Annotated in this window: 14 protein-coding genes and 1 pseudogene; 6 read left to right on the forward strand and 9 right to left on the reverse strand. The window is 67.8% G+C overall.

The annotated features are described in order from the left end of the window. Positions 1 to 161: 161 nt before the first annotated feature. Together ASF27_RS11025 and ASF27_RS22225 are read right to left on the reverse strand one after the other, a co-directional pair. Positions 162 to 896, reverse strand: a complete 735-nt coding sequence (locus tag ASF27_RS11025; RefSeq protein ID WP_056360064.1) for a Crp/Fnr family transcriptional regulator — start codon at positions 894 to 896, stop codon at positions 162 to 164. Between the two features lie 868 nt (positions 897 to 1,764). After that, on the reverse strand, positions 1,765 to 1,914 hold the full coding sequence (locus ASF27_RS22225) for a hypothetical protein (RefSeq protein WP_210166270.1): 150 nt from the start codon (positions 1,912 to 1,914) through the stop codon (positions 1,765 to 1,767). Between the two features lie 307 nt (positions 1,915 to 2,221). On the opposite strand from ASF27_RS22225, the gene ASF27_RS11030 reads away from it, so the two are divergent. The 3 genes from ASF27_RS11030 to ASF27_RS11040 all read left to right on the forward strand — a co-directional run bounded on the left by ASF27_RS11030 (position 2,222) and on the right by ASF27_RS11040 (position 5,569). Further along, positions 2,222 to 3,913 carry a methyl-accepting chemotaxis protein gene (locus tag ASF27_RS11030; protein WP_056360067.1) on the forward strand — a complete coding sequence of 564 codons (1,692 nt, stop codon included), beginning with the start codon at positions 2,222 to 2,224 and terminating at the stop codon, positions 3,911 to 3,913. 177 nt (positions 3,914 to 4,090) lie between these two features. Then, positions 4,091 to 5,020 carry a transporter gene (locus tag ASF27_RS11035; protein ID WP_082479007.1) on the forward strand — a complete coding sequence of 310 codons (930 nt, stop codon included), beginning with the start codon at positions 4,091 to 4,093 and terminating at the stop codon, positions 5,018 to 5,020. Positions 5,021 to 5,227: 207 nt separating this feature from the next. After that, positions 5,228 to 5,569 (forward strand): hypothetical protein, encoded by a 342-nt coding sequence (locus ASF27_RS11040; RefSeq protein ID WP_056360069.1) that lies wholly within the window; start codon positions 5,228 to 5,230, stop codon positions 5,567 to 5,569. A 269-nt stretch (positions 5,570 to 5,838) separates the two neighbouring features. Here the strand turns inward: ASF27_RS11040 and ASF27_RS11045 are convergent, their stop codons facing one another. Then, positions 5,839 to 6,270: a hypothetical protein gene (locus ASF27_RS11045; protein WP_056360073.1), complete on the reverse strand. Its 432-nt coding sequence runs from the start codon at positions 6,268 to 6,270 to the stop codon at positions 5,839 to 5,841. Next, the gene (locus ASF27_RS11050; protein WP_244480983.1) at positions 6,267 to 7,034 is read right to left on the reverse strand and encodes a hypothetical protein; all 768 of its coding nucleotides are present in this window, start codon (positions 7,032 to 7,034) and stop codon (positions 6,267 to 6,269) included. Before ASF27_RS11050 ends, ASF27_RS11045 begins: the two co-directional genes overlap by 4 nt. A gap of 365 nt (positions 7,035 to 7,399) precedes the next feature. On the opposite strand from ASF27_RS11050, the gene ASF27_RS22230 reads away from it, so the two are divergent. After that, a complete protein-coding gene (locus ASF27_RS22230) occupies positions 7,400 to 7,561 on the forward strand; it encodes a hypothetical protein (protein WP_156368987.1) in 162 nt (53 codons plus the stop codon). Between the two features lie 21 nt (positions 7,562 to 7,582). On the opposite strand, the gene frc is transcribed toward ASF27_RS22230, so the two are convergent. Then, positions 7,583 to 8,857 carry a formyl-CoA transferase gene (gene frc / locus ASF27_RS11055; protein WP_056305387.1) on the reverse strand — a complete coding sequence of 425 codons (1,275 nt, stop codon included), beginning with the start codon at positions 8,855 to 8,857 and terminating at the stop codon, positions 7,583 to 7,585. 264 nt (positions 8,858 to 9,121) lie between these two features. Next, positions 9,122 to 10,867 carry an oxalyl-CoA decarboxylase gene (gene oxc, locus ASF27_RS11060; protein ID WP_056360077.1) on the reverse strand — a complete coding sequence of 582 codons (1,746 nt, stop codon included), beginning with the start codon at positions 10,865 to 10,867 and terminating at the stop codon, positions 9,122 to 9,124. A 479-nt stretch (positions 10,868 to 11,346) separates the two neighbouring features. Between oxc and ASF27_RS11065 the strand changes: the two genes are divergently transcribed. Further along, the gene (locus ASF27_RS11065) at positions 11,347 to 12,039 is read left to right on the forward strand and encodes a GntR family transcriptional regulator (RefSeq protein WP_056169477.1); all 693 of its coding nucleotides are present in this window, start codon (positions 11,347 to 11,349) and stop codon (positions 12,037 to 12,039) included. A 21-nt stretch (positions 12,040 to 12,060) separates the two neighbouring features. Here ASF27_RS11065 and ASF27_RS11070 read toward each other — a convergent pair whose 3' ends face one another. From ASF27_RS11070 to ASF27_RS11080, 3 genes are all read right to left on the reverse strand, one after another. After that, on the reverse strand, positions 12,061 to 12,654 hold the full coding sequence (locus ASF27_RS11070; protein ID WP_056169480.1) for a PAS domain-containing protein: 594 nt from the start codon (positions 12,652 to 12,654) through the stop codon (positions 12,061 to 12,063). Positions 12,655 to 12,996: 342 nt separating this feature from the next. Beyond that, positions 12,997 to 13,278, reverse strand: a complete 282-nt coding sequence (locus ASF27_RS11075) for a hypothetical protein (RefSeq protein WP_056169483.1) — start codon at positions 13,276 to 13,278, stop codon at positions 12,997 to 12,999. A gap of 322 nt (positions 13,279 to 13,600) precedes the next feature. Continuing rightward, the gene (locus ASF27_RS11080) at positions 13,601 to 14,017 is read right to left on the reverse strand and encodes a CBS domain-containing protein (RefSeq protein ID WP_244480984.1); all 417 of its coding nucleotides are present in this window, start codon (positions 14,015 to 14,017) and stop codon (positions 13,601 to 13,603) included. A 443-nt stretch (positions 14,018 to 14,460) separates the two neighbouring features. Here ASF27_RS11080 and ASF27_RS23105 point away from each other — a divergent pair. Then, a pseudogene (locus ASF27_RS23105) lies at positions 14,461 to 14,607 on the forward strand (oxalate/formate MFS antiporter); the annotation flags it as partial.

The raw sequence follows: 14,607 nt of genomic DNA on the forward strand, positions 1-14,607 counted from the left end.
ATCCAAGTCTACGCGAAGTTCCAATGAACGATGCAACATGACACGATTCGACCACGACATCCAAGCATGAAAACTGTGAAGCGCTGGTATTGAAAGTGTCGAGTTTCACCATTCGAAGCATCGTCGTACGGATCGCATGATCTGGCGGCGGTCCCGGCGTCTCACGCGTCCTGGCGCGCGCCGACCCGTTCGAGGTGCAGGTAGTTGGGATTGAACAACGCCAACCGCTCCAGTCCCGGCCGATTGAGGATGGTCAACCGGCGCCCTTTCAGCGTCAGGAGCCCGCGCTGTCGCAACGTCTGCAAGGTCCGGTTGACGTGCACGGGTGTCAGGCCGGTGACCTCGGCGAGGTCCGATTGAGTCAGGGGCATGTCGTAGCTGGCGTCCTGCGTCTGCCCGATGCCGCGCAGGCGATGGAACAATTCGCAGAATAGATGGGCCAACCGCTCCAGGGCGTCGCGTCCGCCGAGGTTGAGGATCCATTCCCGCTGGGTCCCCGCATTCACCAGCGATTCCCACCACAAGGCCCGCGTCACCTGCGGGCGTGCGGACATCATGGCCCCGAACGCCGCCGGCGCGATCTCGATCAGCGTCACGGCGGTGAGCGTGCCGATCGAGTGGTCCATCTCGGACAGCACGAAGACGTTGTGGTCACACAGGTCGCCGGGCAGAAAGAAAGCCACGATCTGGCGGCAGCCATCCGGAAGCTGCTTATAGCGGCAGGCCCAACCCGAAAGGACCAGACGCACGACCCGTGGGTCTTCACCCTCGCGGATGATGTCCGACCTGGGCTCGTAGTGAAGCATTCGCCCGTCGGTCAGAGCAAGAAGCGCGCGGCGCTCTTCGTCGTCCAAGTGCTCGAACTGTTCCAGCTTGACGATAAGCGGATGGTTCATCGTCCGGTCCTTCGTTTCCGGGTGAGATCCGGGTGCCAAACCGAACACGATGTCGCATCTAACCTATGTGAGATCGGCTCACACAAACTTACGTTAGAAGCCCCGCCCTTTCGGATACGATCCATACGGTTTGGCCGCCGTGAGCCCACCCGCGCCTCGACCCCAGGTCCACTTCCGCGCGTCCACCTGCACACACAGCGCGGCCTCGCGCCGGATGCAATCGACCTGTTCCATCGCGACCAGGCCTACCTGTAGGCTTCCGCTGCGTTTTCCGGCAGGACCGCGCCATTCGCACGCGAGGGGATCGGTTCATTGCTCTGCGGTTTCGTCCTCGCTGATGCGGTCGGCGCTTCGCTCGTGGAAGTCCCGTCCACCGCGCGATCGCGGAACCGATGCGTATCGCCCCCGGCTGACCTGAACGCAGGGACTTCGCCAAACCGCCGGACTTCACCAAGCCGCCGGACTTCGCAAAGCCGCCGGACTTCACCAAGCCGCACGGACAGGTCGGCGTTCGGGTGACAGCACCGAAGCGATTCGTACGGCGCGCGGACTGGCACAGCCGTCACGCGCTCTCATCGCACGGCCGCGATTGCTGTGATGCCCGCTGAGTTCGCGGTTTTCCCCGCGATCGAGCGCGCGGCGACCCAGCCTTCCGCGCGATCGATCCGATGGATGTCTATCGGATCACCGTGTTCGCCGAGGTGATCTCGTGTCGATCCCCCAGGACGTCACGACCCGAAGCGACCACCTGAATGACATCCCGTTCGATGCATTCACGCCGTGCGCGAAGCTCCAGATCCCTCAGATGTGAGATGAGGGCTTCTCGCACAAGACCGATCCTGGGCGATGGCCGCCCCGACCCTGCACGTCACGTCTTCCGCCAGTGCTCCAATACATCGTCGGTGCGGAAGACATGCTCGGCATCGCGATACCCGTATTCCAGACGGACGACCTCGTCGGCTGTGATCGGGGGAACATCAAGAACCGACGAGGTCGACTGGATGATCTCCAGCTCCATGAGGCTATGGAAAGCCATGATGGTCCGAAATCACCTGGGTTAGCCTCCGCGCGCCAATCCACGGCTGTGGCATGCGCAACGAATGTGTTCGTGATCCGAAGTGCGGTCGAGTGGGTGAAAGTTTCCGATCGATTGCGAATACCAGAAAGACGATGGATTTCGCATTGTATAGCCCTGCGCCCCGCGAAGTACGGGTGTTGATCACGTTCGGAAACGTTTGGTCGGGGCATCACCCGTTAACCCTGCTTTCGTCTCTCCCCGGTACAAGGGGTCGGCCGCTAAAATCCGCTTTCAGCATCAACGAGTTATGTCAGTGACCATTCTTACGTCGATACGGGGCAAATTGATTGCCTGCTTCTCCGTCATGCTTGCGCTGATCTGCGCCCTGGCGGGCTTGGCCTACTTCCAGATCGAGACCATCAACCGGGCGGCGACGGAGATGCGGGCGACGCGGCTTCCGGCAACACAGGCGCTCGGCGGAATCCAGGCCGCGACCCTGCGGATCCGCGTCAACGGCAATCGCGTGCTCTCGGCGCGCACGGTGCAGCAGAAGACCGAGGCCCTGAGCGCGATCCAGCAGCGCCTGGCCGAACTCGACGGCGTCCGGTCGCGCTATGCCGGCCTGATCCAGGCCCCGGCGACGCGCGACCTGTACGGGAGCTTCGAGCGCCAATGGGCGGCCTATCTCGCGCAGCAGACCGAAGGGTTCCGCCTCGCAGAGCGCGGCGACGTCGAAGCCGCGCAGGAGCAGTACAATTCCACCCTGTCCGACGCGATCCGGGCCATCGTCGCCACCCTCAACAAGCTCGTCGAGTCCGAGATGTCGGCGGCGGCCTCGAGCGGCGTCGAGGCCCAGACCGCCTACGAGACCGCGCGGACGCAGATGCTCGGCTTCCTCGTCGGCGCGGCGATCCTCGCCCTTGGCGCCGTGGTGATGCTGGTCCTGTCGATCAGCCGCCCCCTCGGCCGCATGACCGCCGCGATGGGTCGGCTCGCCGGTGGCGACGCCGCGACGGAGATCCCGGCCGTCGGGCGGCGCGACGAGATCGGCGCCATGGCGGGCGCCGTGCAGGTCTTCAAGGACAACATGCTCCACGCCCGCGCCCTGGAAGCCGAGACCGCGCAGGCACGCCTCGATGCCGAGGCGCAGCGCAAGGCCGGCATGCGCCAGATGGCCGACGCCTTCGAGCACGCCGTCGGGGGCATCGTCGGGATGGTCTCGTCCTCGGCCACCGAACTCCAGGCGACGGCCCAGACCATGACCGTCACGGCGTCGGAGACGGCGAACCAATCGACGACGGTCGCGGTCGCGGCCGGCGAGGCCGCCGCCAACGTCCAGACCGTGGCGGCCGCCGCCGAGGAGCTCGGCTCCTCCGTTCAGGAGATCGGGCGCCAGGTCTCCGGCTCCTCCGGCCTCGCCCAGATGGCGGTGGGCGAAGCGGACCAGACCATGCAGCTCGTCCAGGCCCTGAGCCAGGCCTCGGCCCGGATCGGCGACATGGTCGGGTTGATCGCCAACATCGCGAGCCAGACCAACCTGCTCGCCCTCAACGCCACCATCGAGGCGGCCCGCGCCGGCGAGGCCGGGCGGGGCTTCGCCGTCGTCGCCACGGAGGTGAAGGAGCTCGCCTCCCAGACCGCGCGGGCCACGGAGGAGATCGGCAGCCAGATCACCCAGATCCAGGGGGTGACGGGCCAGGCGGTGGCGGCCATCGGCTCCATCACCACGCGCATCCGCGAGATCAACGAGGTCGCCGCCTCCATCGCGGCCGCCGTCGAGGAACAGGGCGCCGCGACGCAGGAGATCGTGCGCAACGTCGCCCAGGCCTCCACGGGCACGAGCGAGGTCACGCACAACATCGCCGGCGTGGCGCGCGCCTCCGAGGAGACCGGGGCGGCGGCGAGCCAGGTGCTGTCGGCGGCCTCCGAACTCTCGCGCCAGTCCGAACACCTCGACGCCGAGGTGGCTCGCTTCCTCGGCACCGTACGGGCCGCCTGACCCGGGCGCGACCGCGGGACGGGCGGTCCCCGGATCGATCTGTGACATCCGGGCGACAGGGGGCGCTCGACGCGTGGGCAGACCGGACGAAACACGGCGGTCGGCCCGTCAACTCTACCGAGGGCTCGTTCGGCCGCGGCGCATTCCGTGCCGCGGACGGCCCCGAAGAGGCGACGAATGATCGGCAGAATCCGCAAGGCCGCCCGCCGGCTCGGAACGGCCCATCTGCGACGGACGGCACGGTCCGGCAGCGCGGCGCTCGTCGCGGGCGTCCTCGGTCTCGGTTCCGGCGCCGCCGATGCCGCATCCGCGGCGCAGCCCGGCCAGACCGTCGGCCTTCCCGTCGGGGCGCAGTTGCCCGTCGGCCTCTACTTCGTGAACACCTCGAGCTTCGGCGTGCGGGATACGCGCCCCCTCGGTTCCGAATCCAACATCAACCTGCCGACTTTCCTGTGGGCGACGCCCTGGAGCCTGTTCGGCGCCCGGCTGAACCTCGTGGTGATCCAGCCCGTGGTGGCGGCGAGCGCGCGCGGCGCGCCCTACCAGAGCGGCATCGGCGTGCCGCTGATGGCCGCCCAGCTCGCCTGGAAGCTCTCCGACAATTTCGGCGTCAGCTACCTGTTCGGCGGCTACCACCCCGTCGAGACCCGGTTCGTGATCCAGAACGCCTCGCTGAGCCACCGCTTCGCCGCGACCTATTCGGGCGACGGCTGGAATCTCACGGCGAACCTGCTCTACGGCATCTATCTCGACCCGATCTCGCCCCAGGGCGGGGTCTATCCCGACTATCTCAACCTCGATCTCACGGCGACGAAGAAGTTCGGCAAGTGGGAGATCGGCCCCGTGGCCTTCGGCTCGTCCGACCTGCCGACGCGCTTTCCCGGCTATCGGCGTCAGGGCCAGATCGCGGTGGGCGGGCTCGTCGGGTACAATTTTGGGCCGGTGAACCTGCAGGCCTACGTCACGCAGGACGTGGTCGAGCGCAATTACGGCGGGCGGGAGACCCGCGGCTGGCTGCGCGTCATCGTGCCGATCTACAAGGAAGCCACGAACTCGGCCGCCCCCTCCCCCTCGGTCACCGGCCCGGCCAGCCTCGCCCGGCGCTGATCCTCGGCTTTCCGTCCAGCGGGAGGCATCGGGCCCCGCCACGGGGCATCGGGCCCCGCAACGGGGCATCGGGCCGATCGAGGCCCTCGACTTTTCGGGATCGATCGGGCGAAACGGTCTCTGCACGCCTCAAGAGGGGGGCGCGGGGATCGAAGGGCGAGCGGCCGGGGGCAGCCACGCGCGCAGTCCCGCGTGGAGAAGACACCGATGATCATCTGGTCCGGCTGGGGCGTCCTCAGCGCCCTCATCGCCGCTATCGCCTTCGCGGGCGGCGTGCTTCTCGATCTCCAGTTACCCAGGGTCGGCATCCCCGCGCCCACCGGCCTCGTGCTGGCGTGGCTGGTCGGGGCGGGCGCGAACTGGGTCCTGGGCAAGCGCCTCAACGGCCGGCCCGGCCGGGAGATGATCGACGCACGCACGGGGCAGCGCGTCCTGCTGGTCCGAAAGCACACCCTGTTCTGGATTCCGATGCAGTACTACTCGATCCCGATGCTGGTACTCGGCGCCCTGGTGGTGGTCGGCCTCGTCCTCCGGACGCCACCGGCCTGATGCGCCCGGCGGTCACGGCCGCCCGGCGCAATCCGCGCGGCCGCCGTTCGAGCAGGAAGACGCGGTCCGCATCGTCCGGCGGAGCGAACCGCCCCGGCCGCGCGGCATCGGCGACGGAGGGACAGGCGGCATCGGGGCGGAAGCCGCCCGGCGCCCTCTTCACCTTTCGGCACCCGACGACGTACCGCGCATGGCCGCCATCGGCGAAGTTCTCCGCCCGGGCGCCAGCAGGAGCGGAACGAGAATCGCAAGACGCAGGCGATCGGGTCTCACAGGGTGAACACCGCGACCCAGACCCGGCGCCGCCCCGGGCCCGCGGGGGCGACGACGACTTTCCGGCTGCGCCGGCCCGGGATCAGGGTCTCGCCGCCGGCACTGCCGTTCGGCCAGGCGGCGGGCCACCCCGGGAGGCCCGTCCCCAGGATGAGCAGGCCTGGATCGAGGCCGGACGCGAGACCGTCGGGCACGAGCCGGGTCGCGAAGGCGTCCGTATCCGCCGCCGGCGCATCGAAGCCGAGGCGCATCAGCCGGTCGATCCCCGCCTCGTTCACCGCGTGGAGGTCGCGGTGGCCGGGCGGCAGGGCGACGCCGAGGAACGCCTCGATCTCCGGAACCGTGGGCGGGCGGTCGGGGGCGCAGGCCCCCGGACCGAGCGCCAGGAGAATGCCGAACAGCGCGGCTGAAAGACCCCGAAGAATCACGGCCTCCGCCGGTAGACGCCCCGGAAGGTGACGTTGGCGCCGCCGCAGGCGAGGTTGTCGTCGACGACGAGCCAGGGGCCGAGGCGCCGCAGCCACACCTTGCAGGTGTACGCGTCGGCCGTCTCCACCGGCACGCTGCCGCCTTCGCCCATGGCGAAGCGCGCGGCGTCGCCCGCCGGGGTGACCTCGCCCTCGATCTCGCCGGTGTGGACGCCGCCGCGCCGCATCCGCTCGGGGTCGCCCATGCCCCAGGTGGCGTCGCCCTTCACCGCGACAGTGCCGGGTTTGACGCCGGCCGCGAGGCGGATCTCGGCCTCCGCCTTCGTCCAGGTGCCGAACCAGCCCTCCGGTGTGAGGGCACCTGCGGGTTCGTCGGCGACGGCCGCAGCGGGCAGCCACCCGGTCCGGTCGGCCCCGTCCCGGGCACCCGGGTAGATGGCGCAGACATGGGATCCGCGCCGATCCGTCAGGATCACGCCGTCGCCGGCCACCAGATAGGCCCGCTCGCGGCAGGCCGCCCCCGCCTCGGGACAGCCGTCCTGAGCCAGCCCGTCCTTGAGGAACGCGGTCCGGCCCGCGGCGGTGATGCGCCCGAAGGCCAGGGCCGGACCTTCGGAGAGCACCGGAACCCGCCGGCATTCGTTGGAATCCGCCCGCGCTTCGTCCGCCGGGACCGCGAGGCCGGCCAGCAGCAGGACGAGGCAGACCGTAACCCGGGCTCCAAACCCGGCCATCCGCGTGCGCCGCACCATTCTGGAGGTCATCCCGTCACTCCGCTCGGACGATGGCTCGGGCGCTCGAAAGACGCTGCGCCCGCGTCCGGCCCCTATCACGCCGTGTGCCGAGGCGTCATGCGGCCGGTCCCGACCGGGCGAACCATCGAACCGCCGCGCCGTCAGGGTCGGGTCGCGTCATGGCCCGGGCCCAGCGAGAAACCGCCATCGGACCAGACTGTTCGCCACCGGAATCGGGGCCTCGCCCACCGGAAGGCCTGCGCCCCGCCCAGACCGGAACGACCTCCGGGCTCAAGCCATGCTCACCGGACAATGCTGGTGTTAGAAATGTGATATACCAATTTGCGCTGCACCATGGCATAGAAGCGCTGCAACATCACCCGAGGGGACCCGCCATGCTCACCACCGTCATCATTTCGACCGTCAGCCTCATCGCCCTTCAGGTTCTCCTCGTCGTCAAGGCCGCCGATCGCCTGTCGCCCGAGACCGGCACCCGCAGCACCGCCGATCACGCCGCCGCAGCCACCACCGCCGGCCGTTTCGCCGGGATCGCCTGAAAACTCCGACGACACGAAGCCCTACTCGGCGGCGATCCCCACGGGGGCGCCGATGGCGCCGGATCGCGACAGGGCGAGGCATTCGACGGCCGAGTAGCCCAGCACATCGCGAAGAATCTCGTCCGTGTGCTCGCCCAGAAGCGGCGAGCGCGTCACCTCCGTCGGACTCGCCGAGAGCTTGATGGGATTGCCGACGGTGAGGTACGGCCCCCGCGTCGGGTGATCGACCTCCACCACGGTTCCGGCGGCGCGCAGGCCCGGATCCTCCGCGATCTCCTTCATGGAGAGGATCGGCCCGCACGGAATGTGCAGGGCGTTGAGGATCTCCATGGCCTCGAACTTGGTCTTGGCCATGGTCCAGGCCTCGATGCGGGTGAAGATCTCGTTCAGGTGCGGCAAGCGGGCCTTGGGCGTCGCGTAATCCGGGTGGGTCTTCCAGTCCGGTTCGCCGATGACGTCGCAGATCTTTTCCCAGACCGGCCCCTGCGTGATGAAGTAGAGGTACGCGTTGGGATCGGTCTCCCAGCCCTTGCACTTCAGGATGCGCCCCGGCTGGCCGCCCCCGGAATCGTTGCCGGCCCGCGGCACGGCATCGCCGAACGGGATTCCCTCCCCGAACTGACTGTATTCCCGCAGGGGCCCGCGCTCGAGGCGCTGCTGATCGCGCAGCTTGACCCGGCACAGGTTGAGCACCGAATCCTGCATGGCGCAGTCCACCCGCTGGCCGAGGCCCGAATGGGTGCGCTGGTACAGGGCGGTGACGATGCCGAGCGCCAGATGCAGGCCCGTGCCGGAATCGCCGATCTGCGCCCCCGTCACCATGGGCGTCCCCGTGCGGAACCCCGTGGTCGAAGCCGCGCCGCCGACGCACTGGGCGACGTTCTCGTAGACCTTGCACTCCGAGTAAGACCCCGGCCCGAACCCCTTCACCGAGGCGAGGATCATGCGCGGGTTGGCGGCGTGGATCGTCTCCCAGGTCAGGCCCATGCGGGCGAGCGCGCCCGGCGCGAAGTTCTCTACCAGCACGTCGCACTCGGCCACCAGCCGCCACAGCACCTCGACGCCCTCGGGCGTCTTGGTGTCGAGGGTGATGGAGCGCTTGTTGTGGTTCAGCATTGTGAAGTACAGGCTGTCCACGTCGGGCAGATCCTGAAGCTGATCGCGCGTCGCATCCCCGGCTCCGGGCCGCTCCACCTTGATCACGTCCGCGCCGAACCAGGCCAGCAACTGCGTGCAGGTCGGCCCCGACTGGACATGGGTGAAGTCGAGGATTTTTACGTTTTCGAGCGCTTTCATGGTCTCACCGGGTGATTGAGGCGACATGACGCCGGACGCTGATCCATCGACTCGGGTCGCTTGATCGCGGAGGGCCGATCAATCCGAGGGGACGGCCCTCACACAGCCTACGGGTGACTCGGGTCCGCTCTGCTGAAATGAGAGGGACAGGGTGAGGAATGCGAACTCTCCGAAAAGGTCCCACACCTCACCCCAACACTCTCCTTCCAGGAGAGGGAGCGCGTCGCGCTTCACGTCGAAACGCGAAGGCTCACGCTGAGCGGATCAGGCCGGCTTCTTGCGGACCGTGCTCTGCGGGTTGAGGCTGCCGATGTTGCCGCTCTCGGTGCCGGCGGCCGGGTCGATGACCGCGTTGATGAGGGTCGGACGGCCGGAATCCATGGCGGCGTTGACGGCCTGGGACAGCTCGTCCGGCGTCGTCGCGTGGACACCGACGCCCCCGAAGGCCTCCATCATCCGGTCGTAGCGCGAATCCGCCACGAAGACCGTGGTGGCCGGATCGCGGCCCGTCGGGTCGATGTCGGTGCCGCGATAGATGCCGTTGTTGTTGAACACCACGATGCAGATCGGCAGGTTGTACCGGCAGATGGTCTCGACCTCCATGCCGGAGAAGCCGAAGGCGGAGTCGCCCTCCACCGCCAGCACCGGGTGGCCGGTCTCGACGGCCGCCGCGATGGCGTAGCCCATGCCGATGCCCATGATGCCCCAGGTGCCGACATCGAGGCGCTTGCGTGGGCGGTGCATGTCGATGATCCCGCGGGCGAGATCGAGGGTGTTGGCGCCCTCGTTGACCAGGATCGCGTCGGGTCGCTGCTGGATGATGGTCTTGAGCGCACCCAAGGCTCCGTGGAAATCCATGGGCGCCGCGTTCTTGCGCAGCTTGCCCGCCATCTTGGCGAGGTTCTCGTCGCGCTTGGCCGCGATGGCGTCGGTCCAGGCGGCGGGCGGGGCCGCCCAGCCCTGGCCCATGCCGACGAGGAGGGCGGCGACGCAGGAGGCGATGTCGCCGACCACGGGCGCGACGATCTCGACGTTGGAATCCATTTCCCGGGGCTCGATGTCGATCTGGATGAACTTCTTCGAGCCGGGCGCCCCCCAGGTCTTGCCCTTGCCGTGGGACAGCAGCCAGTTGAGCCGCGCGCCGACGAGAAGGACGACGTCGGCCTCCTTCAGGACGAGGGAGCGCGCCGCGCCCGCCGACTGGGCGTGGGTGTCGGGGAGCAGGCCCTTGGCCATGCTCATGGGCACGTAGGGAATGCCGCTGCGCTCGACGAGGTCGCGGATCGCGTCGTCGGCCTGGGCATAGGCGGCGCCCTTGCCGAGCACGATGAGGGGGCGCTTGGCTTGTCTGAGCACGTCGAGGGCGCGCTTGATGGCGTCGGGGGCGGGCAGCTGCGCCGGGGCCGGGTCGATGACCTTGACGAGGGACTTGGCGCCGGCCTCCGCGTCCATGGTCTGGCTGAAGAGCTTGGCCGGGAGGTCGAGGTAGACGCCGCCGGGCCGGCCGGACACGGCGGCCCGGATGGCGCGCGCGACCGCGATGCCGATATCGGCGGCGTGCAGCACGCGGAAAGCGGCCTTGCATAGGGGCTTGGCGATGGCGAGCTGGTCCATCTCCTCGTAATCGCCCTGTTGCAGGTCGACGATCTCGCGCTCGGACGAGCCCGAGATCAGGATCATCGGGAAGCAATTGGTGGTGGCGTTGGCCAGCGCCGTCAGGCCGTTGAGGAAGCCGGGGGCCGAGACCGTGAGGCAGATGCCGGGCTTCTGCGTGAGGAAGCCCGCAATGGCGGCGGCGTTGCCCGCGTGCTGCTCGTGGCGGAACGAGATGACCCGCATGCCAGCGGCCTGAGCGAGGCGGCCGAGATCGGTGATCGGGATGCCCGGCACACCGTAGATGGTGTTGATGTCGTTGAGCTTCAGGGCGTCGATGACGAGGTGGAACCCGTCCGTGATCTCGGGCTCGACGGCGGCGTGATCCTCGACGATGCGCTGGGCTAAGGCGGACATGGTTTCCTCCTGGAGTTGTTCTTGGGTTCGTCTTCCGGCGACCGGACGGACGGGTCCGGCCGCGGTCACGCGAGCCCGCACACCGCGCCGGCGACGCGGCGAGGGACGGGATCGGGACACCGATGGCGTCGGCGTCGGGTGTGGAAAGCGTCTGGCGCGACGGATTGCGGCGTTGCTGTTTGCCAGTTCACAAACGTTGGCATACCAAATACCAGTCGTCAAGCAACGCGGGTCGCGAACCTTGCCTGGCGGTCGGGTCGCCGGTAGTCCGAAGGGCTCGGCGGCCGTCCGGGCGTGATCGCCGCTCCGCGGGGCTGGTCGGGCGACCGATTCGGTTCCGGGCGACGGCGATCGTGATTCGGCTTGGGATCGCGCGCCCCGCCTCCGCTCAAATCCTTGTCTGACAAGGCCAAATTTGGCATGGTCGAGGCAGAGCCGGCCCGGTCGAGGGCATCACTCCCACACCTTCCGGGGCGAAGATGGTCAGTTCCGACATGTTCGAAGTCAAACCCATCGCCGCGACGTCGAGCTTGCGCGCGCTGGCCTACGATGCGCTGAAAGAAGCCATCACCAACATGAACATCTACGATCAGAAGGAGGAGGTGCGGCTCGACGAGCGCAAGCTGTCCCTCAACCTCGGGGTCAGTCGCACCCCCGTTCGCGAGGCGCTGACGGTGCTCGAGCAGGAGGGCTTCGTGCGCTTCGAATCGCGGCGCGGCGTGTTCGTGATCAAGAAGACGAAGCGTGAGATCGTGGCGATGATTCAGGCCTGGTCGGCCCTGGAGAGCATGGCCGCCCGCCTCGCCTGCACCCGGGCGACGGACGAGCAGCTCGCCTGCCTGCGCGAGCACTTCCCCGAATTCTACGAGGGTCGCCCGTCGGATCATCTCGACGAATATTCGGACGCGAACATCCGCTTCCACCAGAAGATCATCTCGCTCGGTCAGTGCGACGTGATCCGGGACATCACCAGCAACCTGTTGATGCACGTGCGCGGCATCCGCAACGCGGCCCTGCGCCAGGGCGACCGCGCCGCCAACTCCATCAAGGAGCACGTTGCGATCATCCAGGCCCTGGAGGCCCGCGACGCCGACCTGTCCGAGCGCCTCGTGCGCGAGCATGGCCTCGGGCTCGCCCGTCACGTCGAGATCTACGGCGACTACCTCGACTGAGGGTCGGGATTCCGCGCAGACCTACTGCCAGTATCGGTCGTTCGTCCGCGCGATGGCGCGGCCGAGGCTGAGCAGGAGCAGGTTTGCGGCCTCGACCACCTCCGGCGGGGCATCGAACTTCAGCGCGTGCTTGAGCGAGATGGCGAGATCCGCCGCCTGCGCCAGGGAATCCGCCTGGGTCGGGGCCGTGCCGAGGACGTAGCGCTCGCCGCCGTCGCGCATCTCTGTGATGTCGATGAGGATGCCGTGCGACCGCTCCGGCCGGCCGGCGGAATCGTGGTAGGTCCGGCCTCGGCTGAGCAGCCAGCGGACCGAGCCGTCGGCCTGGAACACCCGGTACTCGGCCAGGACCACGCCGCCGGCGCGCACGGCCCGGAGCATGTGCTCCATGAGCCAGGTCATGTCGCCCGGATGGACGAGGGCGAGGGCGCCGGGGCCGCTGAGCTCGCACCCGGCGAGCTCGGGCTTACCCGTCAGCAACCGCGCCGCGCCCTCGTCGTAGGTGACGACGCCGCGGGCATGGTCCCAACCCCAGGTCCCGACGACGCACGCCGCATCGAGGACGGCACGCAATCCGTCGAGATCGGTCGGTTCGTTGGTTGTCGTCACGTCCATGGAATGGCTTTCGATCGCGGCGGCCCGTCCCGCCGTCGCGACAACATGGAAAACCACGTGTTGCGCGACCGCAATCATGGACGCGACACTGAAATCGCACCAAACGCACGTCGCCGTATCGACAGGAATAGGCTGTCGGACCGTTACCACGTGCAACCATGGCCGGTCGTTAACCCCGGGTGGGGTTCCGATATGTGCCAGGGGCATGGCGCTTACACGGCATGCCGATCGTAGGGACAGTAAGGAAAGAACGCAGGGCGCCGGGCGGCGCTGCCATCCCGGCGCCCGGGATCGATGGGCGATCGGGCGTCCCGTTCCCTGAAACCGTCCACCCCGGAGTGTTCAGGCGACGCGGGCCTCTTCGATTTCGTCGAGGCGCAGCTGGTAGAGGTCGCCCCACAGGATCCCGGCCTTCTCGTACCAGGCCGGATCGAAGAACAGCTTGGCGCAGAACTCGCTGTCCCAGATGCTGACGACGATAACCCGTGCATCGACAACCTTCACGTGCCGGCTGACGAGCCCGCGCGTGATGCCCACGGACGGGCACATGTCCATGCTCGTCATCCCGTACTGGTTCTCGCCGCTGAAGATCACGGGACATTCGAGGATCGCGAGATACCGCATGGTGTTCCCCTTGGAGCGGGCCGACGTGCCCGCATGGTGCCCTGGCCCCATTCGGGGCGGTGCCGTCTCGATCGCGGGCCGGCCTCACCGTTCCGTGATCCGCCCGATCGTTTTGTATTCATTCCGATGTCGGGTCAACACGGATCGCACGAAACCGGTTGTCTTACGCTGGCGACTGTCATTGGTGCGGCGCAAGACTTCTTCGGCCCTGCGGTAAGGCCATGAAATCTTTCGGAAGTGCTTGGTGGTCCGCACGAAACCGGCCGTCGCGGCAGGACGGCTTGCCTGGCCGACACGATCTGCCCCGGGAGAAGCGGTTCGCCTATGGGGCGGCGCATCCTTCCGTCCGGTCGGGCGGGACCGCGAGGCAATCCCAGATGGTCTCGATGGCGCGCAGGGCGAAACCGTCCATCACCGCGACCTGATCGGTGCGGTGCGCGCAGAACGCCGCGAGACGCTCCTGCGGGCCGGCGCCCACCGCCACCGTGGCGAAATCGGTCTTCGCCAGGGTCCACACCAGGGCGTCGAACACATCGATACCGTGGGTCGTCACCGCCCGGAACAGGTCCCGTTCCGTCAGGAAGCCGATGATGGCGCCCTCGGCCGCGCGCCGCCCGTCGATCACCACAAGGGCCTCGGTACCGGGGCGCGCCAGGAGGCGCATGGCATCGCGCACGGTCCGGTCCATGCAAATGTACTGGAGGGCCGCGCCACGACCGTTCGAATCGCTGATATCCACGGCCGCGAATCCTCCGCCGGGCTGCTTCGACCCCACTGGTATGCACAATACCTGTTCCGATAGCCACATATTTTCGCAGCAGGGGATGAAACCAGCACCATCGTTCCGGTTTCGACAGCCAAAGGCGCGGGCCGGAATGCGCGCGTCCGCCGGATCCGAAACGGCATGCGCTCGGCGCATCTCGAATACCGTTTTTTACTGCGGCCTGCGAGCGGCACATAGATGTAGCGATGTAATTCTCAGTGGTCGCAAGACATGGTGCGGCGCAAAATCGAATTTTGTCGCGCCTACTCTTGACGGCGCCGACCGGTCGCGCAACCCTGGTATTCCAAATACCAGACGGCGTCGGGACAGGCGTCCGGACTGCGCGGCCAAGATCCAGGGTCGTCCCAGGGTCCTCGGCGCAGCCCCAAATCACCAGAACATCAATCGGGAGGATCGTCATGACCAGGGTAGAACCAAGTAAGGTCGAACGCGTCGGCGATGGATATCGCTGGGGCCAGCTCGTGATCGGCGTCATCTGCATGGTGATGATCGCCAACCTCCAGTACGGCTGGACGTTCTTCGTCCCCGACATCCAGAAGAAGTTC

The sequence above is a fragment of the Methylobacterium sp. Leaf102 genome (assembly GCF_001422425.1).
GTDB lineage: Bacteria > Pseudomonadota > Alphaproteobacteria > Rhizobiales > Beijerinckiaceae > Methylobacterium.